This window comes from Mariniphaga anaerophila, assembly GCF_900129025.1.
GTDB lineage: Bacteria > Bacteroidota > Bacteroidia > Bacteroidales > Prolixibacteraceae > Mariniphaga > Mariniphaga anaerophila.
The window spans coordinates 557546-575318 of record NZ_FQUM01000004.1 but is presented as its reverse complement, the minus strand read 5'-3'; the positions used below and the strand labels follow the sequence as shown (position 1 = coordinate 575318).

The following is a 17773-nucleotide window of genomic DNA, read 5'->3' as shown; positions in this document are numbered from 1 at the left end:
ATCCGGTACGATGGATCCCAAAACAACATCAGGAGATAGGGAACCAGTCGGGGAAAACCGTGAATTTATGTTATGGAGGGGCAAAACCCGTTGTGGACATATAAAATTGCGTTGTGGAGGGGGGATTTCCCATTGTGAGACTGAAAATTTCCGCTGTGGCGGGTCATTTTTCGTTGTGGACACAAAAAATCGGATTGTGGCGGGTGAAAATTCGTTGGGAAGGGTAAAAAGCCCCCGTGGAGGGTCAATTTCTACAGGGTGTTTAAAATCAATGATTTACAAATTGCTAAGCATAGTATCTTTTCAATTTACTTTCGTCTTTCCAGAACACATACTGCCCATATTCGCGAATAATCCGGGCTTTTTCGGCCAGCAGGGTATAAGCCTTGTCGCGCAATACTTTAACTTCGTTGCCTTCGCCGGCAGCACCGTTTGACGCAGCCAGTAATTCCGACATACTGTGCGATAGAGCACGTGATTGGGTAAGTTTTTCCAAATCGAAATTTATGGCTGTAAGCGGTTCGGGGTATTTCTCGCCCAAAACAGCCAGTTCAATCAGGTCCTGTACCATGTCAGCATTACTTCTGCCTTCGCGGATGCGCATTACTTTCTTTTTTACATCGCCGAGATTGCGGTAAGCAAAAGAAAAAGCATGCAGGAGTTCATCACGGAATTCAAAGGCCTCGGGCGATTGCTCTTTCCATTGGTTTTGAGCTTCCTCACGAGCCCGGAAAATACTCATCCAGTTGGCCTGGCAATAACGCAGTGCACCACTCAGTGGCGTTAATTCGTCAATCAGTGTTACATCCAGGCCGGCAGCAGTCAAGGCATCGCGGTCTTCGTTGGCATCAACAGCCAGGGTTTCGGTACTTGCCACAAAATCATCGATGGGGAGATTTGGCAGCTTAACATCTTTTGCCGGAATGTTTTCAATGGTCTCTTCCCATTGTTCAAAATCGTCAGAGTAAGACATAATTTTGTAATTTTACGTTGTTAGTAATGTGCCCTTTAAAGGGCGTTGTTTATCACTGCCGGCAGGCTCCGTTAAAGCTTGCCGGTTTTTTTAATTCTTCAGGGATAACTGCAATTTTTTTTGACAGCTATTTTTGTTGTTCAGGGTAACTTCCATTATTCGGGGGTAGCCAGCCCAAATCAATTAATATTCAAGTTAGTAATTGTTCTTTAAAAGAAAAAATGACATGAATATCTGTTTTTTTTCTTTTTGGTGATTTTGAATGCTGGAAATTAATTTGCCGACATCAACTAAAAAGTGAGCTGATTGACTTGTTCTGCCCTTTTGGGCTTGGGCTTCAGTAAATTTGGGCGGGTGCAGTGGGCTGTAAAATGATTTTATGTCTATGCGTTGTATTGCAGGTTCTACCTGAAAGAATCCTGGGAAAACAGATTTGTCAGCGTGCACAGCACCCGACAGCGTCCAACTATAAAAGCACAATCATTTTTTATTAACGAGCTGGTTGTTAAGAATGGTATTAAAGACTTGGTCTCTGAAGTTTTTTTAAAGTATAGATATTATATGTTTCCTCGGGAGCATCTTGCAGTGTCACAATGTATTCACCGGGGCATCCTTACTGTTGAAAAAATGCCAAAGGTTCCTTTTCAAAATACCTTGACGGGCGGAACTGTTTTCTTGATGAACGGTAGCTTTTGCAAAGCGGGTTTGAAATTTTTGAGACACTTTCCTCTGCCAGAAAACGATCAGTCTCTTCCCGACGATTCCCGAACAATCAGTTCGGTGGGCATTACTATGGTTTGGCTGCTGGTGTGCTGCTCTTTTTGTTTGATGTGATTAATGAGTAGCTCCGCTGCTTTTTTTCCCATTTCAAACCCGGGTTGCCGGATGGTGCTGATGGACGGCGTCACCAATTCCGAAAAGGGCTCGTTGCTAAAACCAACGATTGAAATGTTGTCGGGCACTTTAATGCCGTGTTCCCGCAGGTAAATAATTACGCTGAGTGCTGTGGTGTCGTTGGCACAGAAAATGGCGTCGGGTTTTTCTTCGTTTAGTAAGAGCTTTTTTATGGCATTGGTGCCGTCTTCGCGTGTAAGACTGTTGTGAATGAGCATGTTTTCGTCAATCGGAAGCCCTGCTTTATTCATTGCATCTTTATATCCGGAAAGACGATCTTTGTAGATTTTAACATTTAGCGGGCCGCCAATGTGGGCAATTTTTGTAGCCCCGTGTTCTATCAGGTGCTCGGTGGCAATAAACCCGCCCCGGTAATCGTCAACAACAATTTTGTCGGCATCAATTTCCTCTACCACACGGTCGAAAAAAACCAGAGGAATTTTTTTATCTGAAAAAAGTTTGAGATGATTGAATGTCTGTGTTTGCATACCGATGGATACGATTAGCCCGTCTACCCGGTTCGAGAAAAGGGTTTGTATAATTTTTTCTTCCTTCTCAAAATTGTCGTTTGTTTGCGAAATAGTAACCGCAAAACCGCTGCTGTATGCCACTTCCTCAATCCCGCTGATAACTGATGAGAAAAAGTGCCGGTTAATGAGTGGCAAAACCACCCCGATCATGTTCGTTCTTTTGGTTCTGAAACTGGCTGCAAGCGTATTGGGGCGATAGCCCATTTCCTTTGCTGTTTTTTCAATCAGTTTGCGTGTTGGTTCACTTATTATCGGGTTGTTGTTCAGTGCCCGCGAAACCGTCGATGCTGCAATGTTTAGCTTCCGTGCAATATCGTGAATCGTCGTCTCGCCCTGTTTCTTCATCTGCGTTAAAATTTCCGTAAAACTAATAAAAATATTTATATTTGCAATCGATTGCATTTTAATTTTATTAAACGTACATTTGTGGAAAAATTAAAAATAAACAACATGAAACTTCACAATTTGTTATTTGTTTTAATTGCCTTATTCGCAACTTCATGTGCGGGAGAAAAAGGTAAGAAAGCTGAGTTCCCCCAAATAAAACAAGAGTTGAGTGATCAGTTGAAAGTATTGGTTAAGGCAATACCAGATGACAAAGTTCCACGTTCCTACCCGGACAAGGATGGCGGCTATTGGTGGGCCACCATAAAGGACTGGACATGTGGTTTCCCGGCCGGCTCGTTTTGGTATATGTACGAGATGACCGGCGATGAGTACTGGAAAGGGGTTGCCCTTGACAATACGTTGAAGCTCGATGGTGTTCAATTTCGCACAACAACTCACGATCTTGGGTTCATGGTTTTTTGCAGTTACGGAAATGCTTACCGTTTAACAGGAAATGAAGCATACAAAGACGTAATTATACAAGGTTCGGAGTCATTACTGACCCGGTTTAATCCGACCATCGGTTGCATCCGTTCGTGGGATCACGGTAAATGGGAATTCCCGGTTATTGTAGATAACATGATGAACCTGGAAATGCTTTTCTGGGCGTCGAAAGTAACCGGCGATCCAAAGTACAAAGATGTAGCTGTTTCTCATGCCGATGTAACGTTGAAAAATCATTTTCGGGATGACTGGAGTTCATACCACGTTGTAAGTTACGATACGATTACCGGACAGCCGGTTGAAAAACATACGCACCAGGGATTGAATCACGAATCGGCCTGGGGGCGCGGACAAGCCTGGGGATTTTACGGCTACACCATGTGTTATCGCGAAACAGGTGACGAAAAATACCTGGAAGCTGCAGAAAACATTGGCGCTTTTATTCTGAAGAATTTGCCCGAAGACAAGGTTTCTTATTGGGATTATAACGACCCTGCCATTCCCAATGCTTACCGCGATGCTTCTGCTGCTGCAATCATAGCGTCTGCGTTGTTTGAGCTGAGTCAATACTCTTCAAAAGGCGAAATGTATTTGGATGTAGCCAATAAAATTGTGGAAACCCTCAGCTCTAAAGAGTACCGGGCCAACGACGGGTCAAACGGAGGATTTATATTGAAACACAGCGTTGGCCACAAACCTAAAGAAAGCGAGGTTGACGTGGCTATTAATTATGCTGATTATTATTATCTGGAGTCTTTAAAAAGGCAACAGGAGTTGATAAAATAAAATAGATATGGCAACAATTTATGAAGAAAGGTATGCGTACCATCCTGATGATTTCAAATCGTACGATACCACAAGAATCAGAAAAGAGTTTTTAATTGAGAAAGTAATGGAGCCGGGCAATGTCCGGTTGGTTTACTCGGCAATTGAGCGTTTTATTACAGGTGGCGCAGTGCCGGTAGATAAACCGCTGAAACTGGAAACTATCGATCCGCTTAAAGCAGAATATTTCTGCTATCGCCGCGAGGTTGGAGTAATTAACGTTGGCGGAGCCGGTGCAATTGTAGTAGACGGAACAGAATACAAAATGAATTGTAAAGATGCTCTCTATATCGGAAAGGGCAGCAAAGAGGTGGTATTCAGTTCTGAAGACCCTGAAAAACCGGCACATTTTTACATCAATTCAGCGCCGGCTCACAAAGAGTTTCCCGTAAAACATGTTACGCTGGCCGATGCCAACGTGCTGCACATGGGTTCGCTGGAGTCTTCTAACGAAAGAAACATCAATCAGTTGTTGATTAACACGGTTGTGGAAACTTGTCAGTTGCAAATGGGTATGACCGAATTGATGCCCGGAAGTGTATGGAACACCATGCCGCCGCACCAGCACAACCGCAGAAATGAAGTGTATTTCTATTTTAATCTGCCCGAAGATCAGGCAGTGTGCCACATTATGGGTCAGCCCGACGAAACCCGTCACATTTGGATGCACAACGAACAAGCGGTTATTTCGCCCAACTGGTCAATCCACTCGGCTGCCGGAACCAGCAACTACATTTTTATCTGGGGAATGGCAGGTGAAAACCTCGACTATACCGACATGGACCATATTAAAACAACCGATTTACGTTAATTTAAAAAAGTTATGATACAGGATTTATTTGATTTAACCGGAAAAGTAGCTCTTATTACCGGTGGAACACACGGTATTGGAATGGCTATCGGGAAAGTACTCGGACAAGCCGGTGCCAAAATTTGTGTGAACGACATTTCTCAGGAAAAACTGGAAAGTTGTAAAAAAGAATATGCAGATGCAGGAGTTGATGTTTATACATTAACGTTTAATGTTACCGATGAAGCTGATGTAGATCGCGGAATCAGCCAGATTGAAAAGGAAGTTGGAACAATTGATATTCTGGTGAATAATGCCGGAATTATCAAACGTATTCCGATTCTCGATATGGCAGTGTCCGACTACAAACAGGTAATTGATGTGGATTTGGTAGCGCCTCTTATCGTTTCAAAACGCGTTGCGCCAAAAATGATTGAAAAACGCTCGGGTAAAATCATTAACATGTGTTCAATGATGAGTGTTTACGGCCGTAACTCGGTTTCTGCCTATGCCTCTGCAAAAGGCGGTTTGAAACTGCTTACCGCAAACATGACCTGCGAATGGGCAAAATACAATATCCAGATAAACGGAATTGGCCCCGGTTATATCGCAACGGCACAAACTGCACCTATCCGCGAAGGCGGGCACCCGTTCAACGATTTGGTAATGACCCGCACGCCGGCAGGCCGTTGGGGCGAACCAAAAGATGTTGGTAACGCAGCGCTCTTTTTGGCATCCAAAGCCAGTGACTTTGTAAACGGCCATGTGCTTTATGTGGATGGCGGTATTTTAGCGAACTTTGGTTATGTAAAAGGAGAAAACGATTTACCTGAATAATTATGAAAGCCAGGCTTTTTATCGCTTTTATTCTGGTTGGCCTGCTGTCCTCTTGTGGAAAGCAGGCTGGCCTGTCGTTTCAGAATCCGCAGAATGTGGAACGGCCCGACGAAGTTGTGGTGTTAACAAAAGCCGAACTGGTGCAGAAAACCGGTTTAGCCGAAGGACAATTTCCGTTGTTTAAAAATGCCGACAACTCGCTGGTGCCATTTCAACTGGACGATATGAACAACGACGGCAACTGGGATGAAGTGGCTTTGTTGCTGGATTTTGCCCCGGGTGAAACAAAAAAGATTACGGTTGAGTTTTCCGACGGAACCGATTACCCGCCTGTGTTTGAAAAACGCACAAACCTGCGCCTCGGCATCAAACAGGAAGACGGTTCTTACAAAGAGGTGGACAGTTACCGTGCGCTGCCTTGTTCCGATGGGTTTAAGGTGATTGCACAGGGCGAAAGTGTAAACTGGGAGAACGACAAAATCGGCTTCCGTAACTACTTCGATTGCCGCAATGTGAAAGACCTTTTTGGAAAGCGAATGCCCAAAATGATAATCGATAAAATTCACACCCCGGAAATGGGCAGCTACCACGATTTGGCCGACTGGGGAATGGATGTGTTGCACTGCGGTAGCTCGCTCGGCTCGGGAGGAATTGCGCTGCTGAAAAACGATTCGTTGTACAGATTGGGTTCAACCGATGTTTACGAGTACCAGAAACTTACAGAAGGCCCGGTGCGATCGGTTTTTGAGCTGCGTTACAAAGGCTGGGAAGTAGATGGCGATATGCTGGAAGCAGTGGAAAAGATTTCTATCTATCCCGGAAAATATTGGTTTGAGTCGGATGTAACCGTAACCGGTTGCCCGGCAGGCTCGCAAATTGTAACCGGAATTGTAACCAGCCATCTAAAAAGGGAACCGTTTGATTTTCAAACAGGCAGTTTCCAGTGTGTCGGTACTCACGATGTTCAGTCGCTTAACAACGACGAACTGGGCATGGCTGTGATTGTTCCGCTTGCCGAAGCCGGAAAAATAGGCCGGACCACCGACATCAACTTTTTCAAGCTGGGCTACGAAACCGTTCCTGAAAAAGGATTCAGCAACATTATTTCCGAGACCTGTTACATTGGACAGAAATGTGCCAGCGGGCAACCCGCAAAACACTATTTCTTTTCGGTTTGGGGACTCGACAAAGACCAGTGGAAAACCGAAGAAGGGTTTAAAAAATATATAGCTGAAGAAGCTGAAAAGTTATCAGATAGCATTTCATTTTTGTAGTAGAGGTTTAAAGAATTGTGCAATAATTGGTATCTTGGGTGGAATAAACCGAAACCCATGAATCCAGTTATTGCCTTTTTTTTATTGCTGTTTGCCATCTCTTCCTGCACCCCAAATCAAAACTCCCGCACATTCGAAAGTAACGACAAAATTGACCGTTTTGCGTTGGTCTCAAGGCATCATGTCAAAGTAACTGATTTCGATTCGCTGGCCTCGCTGTCGGTTGGTAACGGCGGTTTTGCATTTACCGTAGATGTCACCGGATTACAAACTTTTCCCGAAGTTTACGAAAACGGAATTTGCCTCGGCACCATGTCAGACTGGGGCTGGCACAGTTTTCCAAACGAAGAAAATTTCCGTTTAGACGAAATTTTTCAGTATTTTGAAGTGGAAGGACGGAAAGTTCCTTATGCAGTGCAGTGGAACAAGCCGGGCAGGAGTCGCGATGCGGCGAACTATTTCAGGCAAAACCCGCATCGGTTGCATTTGGGAAACATTGGTTTCGAATTGTTAACAGAAGACGGACATCTGCTCAGACCCGAAGACATTTCGGGAATTGAACAAAGCCTCAATCTTTGGGAGGGCACTGTTTACAGCTTTTTTGAGACGGAAAATGGGAGCACGAAAGTTCAGACCGTTTGCCATCCGTCGCGCGATTTAATCGGGGCAGAGATTCATTCTCAGTTAATTGAAAAAGGGTTGCTGGGAATTGCTCTTCGTTTTCCGTATCCGACAGGCAATCACACCGACGGCGCTGCTGACTGGCGAAATATTCAAAAGCACCAATCAAAAATTATTTCAAAAAATGAGAATAGTGCAGTTTTTCAACACACTATTGATACTACAACCTATTTTGTGCAGTGGTGTTGGGAGGGGAACGCAACGGTTGTTCAAAAAGAGCCGCACTATTTTGTTCTTCAACCGGGCGGAAGTTCAGAGCATTTTTCGTTTGTGGCTGAATTTCTTCCGAATGACGAATTGGGTAACCCGATGGACTTTTTGCAGGTAAAAAAGAGTTCTGCCGCTCATTGGAAAACATTCTGGGAGTCGGGCGGTGCGGTTGATTTTTCTGAAACAGCCGATCCGCGTGCAAAGGAACTGGAACGTCGTGTGGTGCTTTCACAATATCTTACCCGTATTCAGTGCGCCGGCCAACTGCCTCCCCAGGAAACCGGGTTGACGTTTAACAGTTGGTATGGTAAATTCCATCTCGAAATGCATTGGTGGCACGGTGTTCACTGGGCGTTGTGGAACCGGCCGGAGTTGCTGGAGAAAAGCCTTGGGTATTATTCTGATATTTTTGAAAAGGCGAAAACCAAAGCCGGCACTCAGGGGTACAAAGGCGTCCGGTGGCCAAAAATGACCGACCCTGATGGAAATGACAGCCCTTCTGGTGTGGGTGAATTTCTGATTTGGCAGCAGCCGCACATCATCTATTTTGCTGAATTGGTGTGCCGTGAAAAAGTAAACCATGAGACGCTTGAGAAATACGCACCGCTGGTTTTTGAAACGGCCGAATTTATGGCTGATTTTGCCCGCTGGGACGCTGCGAATAACCGGTATATTTTGGGGCCGCCATTAATTCCTGCGCAGGAAAGCCTTGAAAAGGAGAAAACGTTCAACCCTCCGTTTGAGATTGCTTATTGGCACTGGGGGTTATCGGTTGCACAAAAATGGCGGCAGCGGATGGGACTGGAAAAAGATGAAAAGTGGCAAAAGGTAATTGATGACTTGCCATCGTTTGCTCAAAAAAACGGGTTGTACCTTGCCGCAGAAAGCGCTCCCGATTCATACGAAAATGAGCATTACTATTCCGACCATCCCATGGTTCTTGGGGCGTTTGGACTGCTTCCTGAAACCATGCCGGCAGACAGGCAGGTTATGGAGAATACGTTCGATTATATTGCTGAAAACTGGAACTGGCCCCGCACCTGGGGTTGGGATTACCCGATGGCCGCAATTTGTGCAACCCGGCTGGGAAAACCGGAACAGGCTGTTGAACTGTTGTTGAAAGATGTTCAGAAAAATACGTATTTGGCCAACGGACATAATTTCCAGGACGACCGGTTGCGTATTTATCTTCCCGGAAACGGAGGTCTGTTGTGGGCTGTGGCGGCAATGTGTACCGGATTTGAAGGAAACGAAAGCAATAACCCGGGTTTCCCGGAAAACTGGAAGGTGAAATGGGAAAATATTTCTCCTCCGTTTTAGCGAAAAAAAGTAGAACCGCAGGCTTGTTAGTTTTGTTCCTTTCGGATGTCAAACGCCATGAGCGTGTTCCCGTGGCGCTGGTACAAAATGCCGTTTTTAATAACCGGATGCGAAAAATGTTCCTTGGTTCCCTTAGTAATTTTGAATGAACTTTGTTGCCGCAGCTTGCCGTTGTTACAGCTGATTAGTGACAACTCGCCGCGCCAGTTGTAGTAATACAACATATTTTCAGCAGCAATAACAGCTCCCGTTCCCGTTTTTAGCGAATCAATTGCTTCGCCGGTTTGCGCATCAAAACTTTTCAGATCTTTTTTGCGTGTTCCGCAACCGTAAATAAAGTTGTCCAGTTTCACAAAACCGCTCATGTAGGTATCCAAATCGGGGGCGCGCCAAATCTCGGTTATTTGTGTCCCGTCTTCCGAAAGTTGAAGTTTTACCCCTCGGTTGCCGTCGCCAACCGCGTAATATACAAACCCATTTTCGAAAATGACATTGTTGCTGTGCGTGTCGCCAGTGCCGGGTTCCCTTTTTTCTTCGGGCGTGTTGTCTTGCAGGTGAGTCCAGAGCAGTTCGCCTGTTTCGGTATCTATTCCCATCAGATGATAGGCCGAAAATGTTACAAAAAGTTTTCGTGTTGGCAGTTCAACGAGGTTCCCCGGATTGTATGCCATTCGTTCGCCTAAACCTTTGCACGACCAAATCAGCTCTCCGTTAAAACGGTTCAACGCAACCACGTTGTGTTCCGTTCCGCCCGGCGTACAGAATATTTTGTCGCCCGAAACTACCGGCGCTTCGGAGAACCCATGCATGGGGAGAACTCCGCCAAAGTCATTTATATAATCTCTTGTCCATACTATTTCTCCGGTTTTTCGTTTTATGCAGGCCAAAATTCCCATGCCGGTTCCGGCGTAAATTAAATCGTCAACCACTGTTGGAGCCGAGCGCGAACCCGGATAATGCTTTGCCCATTCTGCGCCGTATTGTTTTGTCCATAGCAGGTTCCCTTTCAGATTAAAGCAATACATCCAGGCCATGCTGTCTTTCTCTCCGGTAATAAATAGTTCCGATTCTGTTACTGTGGGCGAGCCGTATCCGTTACCGATGCTGTCAGCAACCCATATTTCTTTCGGACCGGATTCCGGCCATTTTGAAAGCAGGTTGTTTTCGTTGAATACTCCGGTGCGGTTTTCTCCCCGCCACTGATATGTTTTCGGTTCAGGTTTGTTGCACGAAACGATTACCAGAATGGCAAAAAAATAAAAAAGCTGTTTCATACTTCTTTCAGGTTTATTTTTTAATAAGGCTGAAAGGAGGCGGAATTATTACAGCAAGTACAAAAAAAGAAGGGTAACGTTATTCGTTTAGCGCGAAATAGCTATAAACATCGGCGTAGCTTTTTACCTCCATCAGGTCGGCTCTCATTTTTGCCGCTCCCGGAAAGCTGTTCAGGTAGATTTTATAAAAACGTTTCAAGATGTTGAAGTTTTTTATTCCTCCCCAGGTTTGTTCAAACAAACGGGTGTGCTGCAAAAGCTTCTGGATGCGTTCTTCCTGTGTTATTTCCAATTTGTCGGGACTGAAAAACCAGGGATTCTGAAAAATGCCACGGCCAATCATCACCCCGTCAACGCCGGTTTGTTCCACCTTTTTTAATCCGTCGGCATAAGAAAAAACGTCTCCGTTTCCGTGAATCGGAATGTCCGGATTAGCGTGGTCTCTTACTTTCACTGCATTTGCAATTTCGTCCCAGTTGGCACTGCCGTCCGACTGCATTTTTTGGGTGCGTCCGTGCAGAATGATTGCTGCAGGTTCTGCCTCCAGTAATTGGGAAATCCAGTCTTCGGTTTGATGCTGTTTTATCCCGGTGCGTGTCTTTACGCTCACCGGCAGTTGGGTGGCTTCCTTTGTGGCCAGAATGATCTCTTTGGCCAGCTCCGGTTCGCCAATCAATGCACTGCACGAACCTGTTTTAACTACCTTTTTTACCGGGCATCCCATGTTGATGTCCAGTCCGTCAAAATCGTATTCTTCTGAAATGTGTCGTGCAATATTGCTATAAATCTCCGGGTTTCGTCCCCAGATTTGTGCAACCAGTTTTATCCCTTTTTCTTTGAGGAGCGCCCGCTCGGAGTCATTTACAATAAGCCGTTCCGAAACCCGTTGCCGTCCCCGGGGATGGTTCATCCCTTCCACTGAAGTAAATTCGGTGAAAACCACGTGGAGTTTGCCCGGTGCTGACATTCCCGTAACAATTTCGCGAAATACCGTGTCGGTAACATCTTCCATGGGAGCCAGCGAAAAGCCGGGTTGTTTTATATGTTTCCAGAAGTTTTCCATAAATCGTGTTAAAGCAATTTTCAAACAGCAAATAAACCCAATTTAAATCTTTTACGCCCCGCTGTTTCTATTTTAGATAAGAATTGCAGTGAAATATTTATTTGGGTTCTCAGGGTTGGTGGGGCAGTGTATTCTGCTGAAGTTGCTCTTCGCGCACCAAAGCCAGGCTTTTTCGGTATTTTCGGCTGTTTCCGAAAATGTGCCGGTGCTCTGCAGTCGCCGTTCCGGCTTTTTCGTGGGCACATTCGGGAGTGCAGCATCCGTCGTATTTGGCTTTGCACTCTTCGCACTGGATAAACAGTAAATGACAACTGTTGTTGGCGCAGTTGGTGTGCGTATCGCAGGGTTTGCCGCATTGGTGGCAGTGCGAAATAATTTGCCCGTTTACACTTTCGCCCAGGCGGTCGTCAAACACGAAATTTTTTCCGATAAACTTCGAATCGAGCTTGGCCGATTTTATCTGCCTGGCATATTCCAGAACCCCGCCATGCAACTGATTAACGTCGTTAAATCCATGGTGTTTTAAATAAGCGCTGGCTTTTTCGCAACGAATGCCGCCGGTACAATAAAGCAGAATTTTTTTATTTTTTTCATTCTGAAGCAGATCGGTTACAATCTCCAGTTCTTCGCGAAACGTGTCGGCCTGCGGGCAAACAGCGCCTTCAAAATGGCCAATTTCACTTTCGTAGAAGTTGCGCATATCCACAACAACCGTGTTCTCTTTTCCTACGTGGTTATGAAATTCCTCTCCCGATAAATGTCTTCCCACATTTGTGACATCGTAGGCGCCGTCGTCCAGCCCGTCGGCGACCAACTTGGGACGCACTTTTATGGTGAGTTTGTAAAACGATTTTCCATCGTCTTCAATGGCGTATTTGATGGGAATTTCTTTTAGTATTTGGTAGTTATCCAGAGTTTTTAGAAACGATTCAAAAAGATGCTCGGGAACACTCATTTGTGCATTGATGCCTTCGCGTGCAACGTAAATCCGCCCGAAACAGTTTAGGGCAAACCAGTCGCGGTAAATGCTATCTCTAAATTCCTGAGGGTTGTCCAGGTAATGGTATTTGTAAAAAGAGATGGTTTTTCTGCGAAAGGTCTCTTCCGCTAATTTCTGTTTCAGTTCTTCCCTGTTTATTTTGTTGTGTAATTGCATTGATGTATTTCATGAAAATTGCGCCGCAAAAATAGGTAAACTGAAAATAAAGACAAAATAGTATTTTGTGTTTGCATAAAAAAAGCACAGCGTTATGCACTGTGCTTTTGTGATGAGAATATTTTTCTAAAGATTCAGCATGACTTCATTGGAACAACCCGATTCGTCGGTTTCGCAAATAGCAAAAGAGACTGCTCCGCGTGATTTCCCGAAACTTATTGTTTCTGAACCGTCGTTTGCAACAACAGAATAGGTTGCTCCATCTACCTTAATAGTGATTTCGCTTCCTTCTGCTCCGTTCCAGGAGAGGTCAACAAATTTTTCTCCCTTTACTTTTCTTAGCGTTGCAGACAGCGTAATGCTTCCTCCCGGACTTTCGGCAACCGTAACTGTTTGTTGTTTTGTATTTGTTGTGTTGTCGTCGTCGGTAACCGTAAGTGCAACCTGGTAGCTGCCCGGCAGGGAATAGGTGTGTGTCGGATTTTTATCAGTTGAATAATTTCCGTCTCCAAAATTCCAGCTCCAGGAGCTTATTGTACCGTCCGAATCACTACTTGCATCGGTAAATGTTACCGTCAGGTTATTGGCTTGGAAAGTAAAGTTTGCCGTTGGCGCTTTATTTTCCGGAGGCGTGACTGTTCCGCTGTAAACTAATATCGGGTCGGCACTTCCATCAGGATCTCCGTTGACGTAACCGTCGGTTTTTGTTTGGCCAAGCAACAGTAACCCTGCCATGTGTGGGGCTGCCATTGATGTGCCGCTCATGGTTGTGTATCCGCCCCTTCTGTAACACGAATAAATGCTGACTCCCGGTTGGCAGTAATCTACCGGAGGATTACTGTAGTTGGAAAAATAGGCAAAGTTGTCGTTGCTATCCATTGCCGAAATCGTGTAAATATTCTGGTGGTTTGCGCTTGCCGGAGATTTTGTATTGGCATCAGTTCCCTCATTGCCTGCTGCCAGCGAAAACTTGATCCCTGCTTGCGCTGCTGCTATTACCGCATCATTAAGCGCTTTATCGTAACTGCCGCCCAGGCTCATGTTGGCAACATCTCCCGCAGAGCCGTTTGCCGCCACATAGTCAATTCCTCCAATAATCCACGAGTAGTATCCGTCTCCACGCCGGTCGAGAACTTTTACCGCTACTACCGTTGCGCCGGCAGCTACTCCAATTACACCAATATCGTTGTTTTTTGCTGCAATTGTTCCCGCAACGTGTGAGCCGTGGCCATTGTCATCGTCTGCCGAAGATGTTTTTGATACGAACGTTTTGCTTCGCTCTGTGTCAACATTTAAATCCGGGTGATCCAGATCGATTCCCGTGTCAATTACCCATGCAGTTTTTCCGGTTCCGTCTGCGCCGCCGTTAACCCTGGTTATTCCCCACGGAATGGATTGAGTTGCACTTATCGAAACATCGGCATCTCCGGGTTTTGCCATCGGATGAACCAACGTTACTATTTTGTCTTCTTTAATGGCAAGAACAGAAGGATCTTTTTCCAGCTTCTTGAGTTGTCCCGGAGGAATTTTTGCTGCAAATCCTTTTACAGCCGTGCCGTAAACCAACTCAATTTCCCCGTCGGTTACTCCTGCGCGTTTCATTACTTTTTCGGCTGCTTTTTGAGCTGCCTGCTGCCGCTTTTCATATCCTTTCAGAGAAGAAAGCTCCATGTTCAGTTCAGCGTCATTCAGAAACACAACATAACTTGTTTTGGCATTTTGAGCCGATTTAAGCGTAACTTCTTCCGCGATTTGTTCTTCTACCAGAGCTTCATCGCAGGCATAGAAAAGAAAGGGAATTAATGCAAGTGTGAAGAGTTTTAGAAATGTTTTCATCCTGTAAAATTTTGATTTGATTACCTTTAGCAATGTAATTTCCGAATATTTTTAAGGAAAACAAAATGTGTTTAGCCTTTTCTGATACTTTACTCTGAAATGTTAATGTTCAATTTATGAGCTCAATACAAAATAAATTCTACTCGTCTGTATCGAAGTATTACTCCGAAATTTTTCCTTTTAATCCGCTTCAACTTCAATTTGTGAAGTCGGCGGTTGGAGAGCTGGCAGAAAAACGAATTCTTGATATCGGCTGCGCAACCGGCGAACTGGCTTCGCAATTGGCAACAGCAGGAGCAAATGTAACCGGTATTGATCTGAATGAAGATTTGCTTAGGCAGGCTGTTCTGAATAAGAAGTATTCGGGAGCAAAATTTCAAAAGGGAAATATGATAAACCTGAAGGATGATTTTGAGAACTGTGTTTTTGATGCAGTGCTTTGTTTTGGGAATACACTGGTTCACCTCCCGTCAGAAGAGGCTGTGCTTAAAATGCTGAGGGGAGTTTGTGCTGTTTTGAGGCCGGGAGGAAAGTTTCTGTTGCAGATTCTGAACTACGATTATATTCTTGCCGGGCAGGTTTCAGAATTGCCTGTAGTTGAGTCTGAAAAGATCAGGTTTTTGCGCAGGTACGTTTTTGACGGGAGCAGTTCACTGGTTCGCTTTCAGACTGAGCTTCAGCTAAAAAAGGAGAAACAGTTAATTTCTAATGAAGTGCCGCTTTATGCGTTAAAAAGCGCCGAGTTATTCAACCTGATGAAAGACGCCGGGTTTGGCGAAATTCAGTTGTTCTCCAATTTTCAAGAGGAAGCATTTGGAGGAAAGCATTTGCCATTGGTTGCAAAAGCTGTGAAAAACACTATCCCCTGAAATCGCTCGGACTTTTCCCCGTTTTTTGTTTAAAAACCCGGCTAAAATAGTGGATGGATTCAAACCCCAATTCGTAACTGATTTCTTTTACCGAAAGGTCGGTGCTCAGCAACAACTCTTTTGCCCGTATGATTTTTAGCTGAAGGCAATATTGCCGCGGCGACAGGCCTGTGTAGTTTTTAAACATCCGGCGAAACCACGAGTATCCGACGTTGTTTTCTGCGGCAAACTTTTCGATGTCGAAGTTTCTGCCCACTTCACTGCGCATTCTGAAGCGGGCTTCTTCAATAATTCGGGCAATAGGTTTTCCCGAGAATTCTTTTTGCTTGTCAAACGCCACGAGATACCCCAGCAGTTTTATAATTAGCCCGGAAGCAATGTGTTGAAACCCGGGTTGTTCAGCTTCAATCAGATCGAAGATTTTTAGAAAAGTATCCAGTATTTCTTCGCGCTCACCTAGCTGTATTACGGGATGCTCCGGAGAAAACAGCCGGTGCTTCATAAAATTTTCAATCGCTTTTCCTTTAAAACCTATATAGTTTTCGGTCCAGCCCGACTGGAAATTTGGCTTGTAACGGTGCCACATTCCCGGTGAAATAACCATAAGGCTCCCCGCTTTTACCGGAAAAGTTCCGGTTTTGTTTTCGAATATTCCTTCCCCTTCGGTAATGTAGTTGAGTTGGTACTCCTGCAATTTTCGTCCCTGTTCCCATGTGAAATAGTAGCCCGACGGATGCTCAATGGGTGGATACTCCTCCTGGGGCGGGATGTTTAACGAGCCTGCTGTTTTTAAATAAATGCCCCAGTTTATATCTTCAGCAGCCGTGGTCAGGTATCTGAAAAACTTTTTCATTGGTTTGTGTCAAAAAATGCAAATAGCAGAGCATTTTGTGTATTGGAGAATTCTCCTAACTGCTATAATTTTACCTCAAAGATATAAATTAATATTACTGCTCTAAATCAAATCTAAAGGAACAAAAAATGCAAGTTATTTTAGGGATTCTTTACCATTCTATCGGGGGCTTTGCGTCCGGGAGTTTTTATATGCCCTACAATTGGGTGAAAAAGTGGCGATGGGAGATTTACTGGATTACCGGCGGAATTTTCTCGTGGCTGATTGTACCATACCTGGCTGTTCGGTTAACTATTCCCGGTTACCAGGAAATTTTGTCGGTTTCCACAGGCAGTGTTTTAAGAACAACTTATATAATGGGATTGCTTTGGGGTGTGGGAGGCCTTACTTACGGGCTGGCAATTCGGTACCTCGGAATGTCGCTTGGCAACTCTGTTTTGCTTGGTATTACATCGGTAGTTGGTTCGCTGGGGTTGCCTATTATTCGTAATATACCCGGGGTCAACCAGTACATTCCGGAAGGAATTTCTTTTACAGACCTGCTTGGCAGCACCGGAGGATTGCTGGTGTTGTTTGGCGTGCTGATTTGTGTAGTCGGAATTATTTTGTGCGGCCGAGCCGGCTTGCAAAAGGATAAAGATTTAGGTGGGGCGAAAGACGGCGTTAATACTGAGTTCAGCTTGTCGAAAGGATTGATTATTGCGATTGTGTCTGGCGTGTTAAGTGCATTCTTTAGCTTTGGTATTGATGCAGGTAAACCAATGGCCGAAATTGCCAATAACAATTGGCTGGCGATGAATCCCGGTGGCTCGGGCAATTACATCTTTCAGAACAATATTACCTTTTTTGTTATCCTTTGGGGAGGTTTAACAACCAATGTGCTGTGGACCGGGTATCTGATTTTGAAAAATCGTACTTATGGCGATTTTACAGATAAATCTACGCCGTTAACCCGCAATTACCTGTTCTGCATTTTGGCCGGAACAATGTGGTTTATGCAATTTTTCTTTTACGGCATGGGCGAAACCAAAATTGGCAATGGTGCAAGCTCGTGGATTTTGCACATGTCAACTATAATCCTGACTTCTAATTTATGGGGATTTTACCGCAGAGAATGGAAAGGCGTTTCCAAAAAAACGTATTTCACTATTCTGATGGGGATTTTTGCTATTCTGCTGGCAGTTATCGTTGTTGGGGCTGCCAAATGGTTGTATCCTGAACTTAATGCACTTGGATAATGGAACGCGTAGCTTTTAAAATGCACCTGAATCAGGGGCAAAAAGAAGAGTATAAAAAACGGCACGACCAAATATGGCCAGAGCTGAAGAAACTTTTAAAAGAGTCCGGAGTAAGCGAGTACTCCATTTTTCTGGACGAAGAGACAAACACCCTTTTCGCTTTTCAGAAAGTGAGCGGGGAAGGAGGATCGCAGGATTTGGGGCAGACCGAAATTGTTAAAAAATGGTGGAAGTTTATGTCGGATATTATGAAAACGAACCCCGACAATTCACCGGTGACGATTCCTTTGGAAGAATTGTTTTTTATGGAGTAGTGAAG

Annotated in this window: 15 protein-coding genes; 8 read left to right on the top strand and 7 right to left on the bottom strand. The window is 44.7% G+C overall.

All coding sequences use genetic code 11. The features are described 5' to 3' along the window. Window positions 1-286: 286 nt before the first annotated feature. Entirely contained in the window at window positions 287-973 is a 687-nt protein-coding gene (locus tag BUB08_RS10970) for a hypothetical protein (RefSeq protein ID WP_073001640.1), read from the bottom strand. A gap of 743 nt (window positions 974-1716) precedes the next feature. Then, window positions 1717-2742: a LacI family DNA-binding transcriptional regulator gene (locus BUB08_RS10960; protein WP_073001737.1), complete on the bottom strand. Its 1026-nt coding sequence runs from the start codon at window positions 2740-2742 to the stop codon at window positions 1717-1719. Between the two features lie 105 nt (window positions 2743-2847). On the opposite strand from BUB08_RS10960, the gene BUB08_RS10955 reads away from it, so the two are divergent. From BUB08_RS10955 to BUB08_RS10935, 5 genes are read left to right on the top strand one after another with little or no spacing between them, the layout of a single operon-like run. Next, the gene (locus tag BUB08_RS10955) at window positions 2848-4014 is read left to right on the top strand and encodes a glycoside hydrolase family 88 protein (RefSeq protein ID WP_073001735.1); all 1167 of its coding nucleotides are present in this window, start codon (window positions 2848-2850) and stop codon (window positions 4012-4014) included. 7 nt (window positions 4015-4021) lie between these two features. Further along, window positions 4022-4864 carry a 5-dehydro-4-deoxy-D-glucuronate isomerase gene (gene kduI / locus BUB08_RS10950; RefSeq protein ID WP_073001637.1) on the top strand — a complete coding sequence of 281 codons (843 nt, stop codon included), beginning with the start codon at window positions 4022-4024 and terminating at the stop codon, window positions 4862-4864. A 12-nt stretch (window positions 4865-4876) separates the two neighbouring features. Then, window positions 4877-5680: a gluconate 5-dehydrogenase gene (locus BUB08_RS10945; protein ID WP_073001636.1), complete on the top strand. Its 804-nt coding sequence runs from the start codon at window positions 4877-4879 to the stop codon at window positions 5678-5680. Window positions 5681-5682: 2 nt separating this feature from the next. Then, window positions 5683-6954, top strand: coding sequence for a DUF4861 domain-containing protein (locus tag BUB08_RS10940; protein WP_073001634.1), 1272 nt, complete (start codon window positions 5683-5685; stop codon window positions 6952-6954). Between the two features lie 57 nt (window positions 6955-7011). Then, the gene (locus BUB08_RS10935) at window positions 7012-9165 is read left to right on the top strand and encodes a hypothetical protein (RefSeq protein ID WP_073001632.1); all 2154 of its coding nucleotides are present in this window, start codon (window positions 7012-7014) and stop codon (window positions 9163-9165) included. 26 nt (window positions 9166-9191) lie between these two features. On the opposite strand, the gene BUB08_RS10930 is transcribed toward BUB08_RS10935, so the two are convergent. The 4 genes from BUB08_RS10930 to BUB08_RS10915 all read right to left on the bottom strand — a co-directional run bounded on the left by BUB08_RS10930 (window position 9192) and on the right by BUB08_RS10915 (window position 14494). After that, entirely contained in the window at window positions 9192-10439 is a 1248-nt protein-coding gene (locus tag BUB08_RS10930; protein WP_073001631.1) for an outer membrane protein assembly factor BamB family protein, read from the bottom strand. A gap of 79 nt (window positions 10440-10518) precedes the next feature. Next, on the bottom strand, window positions 10519-11502 hold the full coding sequence (locus tag BUB08_RS10925) for a tRNA dihydrouridine synthase (RefSeq protein ID WP_073001629.1): 984 nt from the start codon (window positions 11500-11502) through the stop codon (window positions 10519-10521). 109 nt (window positions 11503-11611) lie between these two features. Next, complete coding sequence (trhO, locus tag BUB08_RS10920; RefSeq protein WP_073001628.1) at window positions 11612-12658, bottom strand: oxygen-dependent tRNA uridine(34) hydroxylase TrhO; 1047 nt, start codon at window positions 12656-12658, stop codon at window positions 11612-11614. 126 nt (window positions 12659-12784) lie between these two features. Further along, window positions 12785-14494 carry a S8 family serine peptidase gene (locus tag BUB08_RS10915; RefSeq protein WP_073001627.1) on the bottom strand — a complete coding sequence of 570 codons (1710 nt, stop codon included), beginning with the start codon at window positions 14492-14494 and terminating at the stop codon, window positions 12785-12787. A 116-nt stretch (window positions 14495-14610) separates the two neighbouring features. On the opposite strand from BUB08_RS10915, the gene BUB08_RS10910 reads away from it, so the two are divergent. Further along, window positions 14611-15363 carry a class I SAM-dependent methyltransferase gene (locus tag BUB08_RS10910; protein ID WP_073001625.1) on the top strand — a complete coding sequence of 251 codons (753 nt, stop codon included), beginning with the start codon at window positions 14611-14613 and terminating at the stop codon, window positions 15361-15363. On the opposite strand, the gene BUB08_RS10905 is transcribed toward BUB08_RS10910, so the two are convergent. Further along, window positions 15353-16216: an AraC family transcriptional regulator gene (locus tag BUB08_RS10905; RefSeq protein WP_073001623.1), complete on the bottom strand. Its 864-nt coding sequence runs from the start codon at window positions 16214-16216 to the stop codon at window positions 15353-15355. The genes BUB08_RS10910 and BUB08_RS10905 overlap by 11 nt on opposite strands. 128 nt (window positions 16217-16344) lie before the next feature. On the opposite strand from BUB08_RS10905, the gene BUB08_RS10900 reads away from it, so the two are divergent. Continuing rightward, the gene (locus BUB08_RS10900; RefSeq protein ID WP_073001621.1) at window positions 16345-17454 is read left to right on the top strand and encodes an L-rhamnose/proton symporter RhaT; all 1110 of its coding nucleotides are present in this window, start codon (window positions 16345-16347) and stop codon (window positions 17452-17454) included. Further along, window positions 17454-17768: an L-rhamnose mutarotase gene (rhaM, locus tag BUB08_RS10895; RefSeq protein ID WP_073001619.1), complete on the top strand. Its 315-nt coding sequence runs from the start codon at window positions 17454-17456 to the stop codon at window positions 17766-17768. The genes BUB08_RS10900 and rhaM overlap by 1 nt, the downstream gene beginning before the upstream one ends. The last annotated feature ends 5 nt before the right edge of the window (window positions 17769-17773 follow it).

Excerpts from the sequence above, each read along its gene's own strand:
- BUB08_RS10970 (WP_073001640.1), bottom strand. The coding sequence starts at position 973 with ATGTCTTACTCTGACGATTTTGAACAATGGGAAGAGACCATTGAAAAC.
- BUB08_RS10960 (WP_073001737.1), bottom strand. The coding sequence starts at position 2,742 with ATGAAGAAACAGGGCGAGACGACGATTCACGATATTGCACGGAAGCTA.
- BUB08_RS10955 (WP_073001735.1), top strand. The coding sequence starts at position 2,848 with ATGAAACTTCACAATTTGTTATTTGTTTTAATTGCCTTATTCGCAACT.
- kduI (WP_073001637.1), top strand. The coding sequence starts at position 4,022 with ATGGCAACAATTTATGAAGAAAGGTATGCGTACCATCCTGATGATTTC.
- BUB08_RS10945 (WP_073001636.1), top strand. The coding sequence starts at position 4,877 with ATGATACAGGATTTATTTGATTTAACCGGAAAAGTAGCTCTTATTACC.
- BUB08_RS10940 (WP_073001634.1), top strand. The coding sequence starts at position 5,683 with ATGAAAGCCAGGCTTTTTATCGCTTTTATTCTGGTTGGCCTGCTGTCC.
- BUB08_RS10935 (WP_073001632.1), top strand. The coding sequence starts at position 7,012 with ATGAATCCAGTTATTGCCTTTTTTTTATTGCTGTTTGCCATCTCTTCC.
- BUB08_RS10930 (WP_073001631.1), bottom strand. The coding sequence starts at position 10,439 with ATGAAACAGCTTTTTTATTTTTTTGCCATTCTGGTAATCGTTTCGTGC.
- BUB08_RS10925 (WP_073001629.1), bottom strand. The coding sequence starts at position 11,502 with ATGGAAAACTTCTGGAAACATATAAAACAACCCGGCTTTTCGCTGGCT.
- trhO (WP_073001628.1), bottom strand. The coding sequence starts at position 12,658 with ATGCAATTACACAACAAAATAAACAGGGAAGAACTGAAACAGAAATTA.
- BUB08_RS10915 (WP_073001627.1), bottom strand. The coding sequence starts at position 14,494 with ATGAAAACATTTCTAAAACTCTTCACACTTGCATTAATTCCCTTTCTT.
- BUB08_RS10910 (WP_073001625.1), top strand. The coding sequence starts at position 14,611 with ATGAGCTCAATACAAAATAAATTCTACTCGTCTGTATCGAAGTATTAC.
- BUB08_RS10905 (WP_073001623.1), bottom strand. The coding sequence starts at position 16,216 with ATGAAAAAGTTTTTCAGATACCTGACCACGGCTGCTGAAGATATAAAC.
- BUB08_RS10900 (WP_073001621.1), top strand. The coding sequence starts at position 16,345 with ATGCAAGTTATTTTAGGGATTCTTTACCATTCTATCGGGGGCTTTGCG.
- rhaM (WP_073001619.1), top strand. The coding sequence starts at position 17,454 with ATGGAACGCGTAGCTTTTAAAATGCACCTGAATCAGGGGCAAAAAGAA.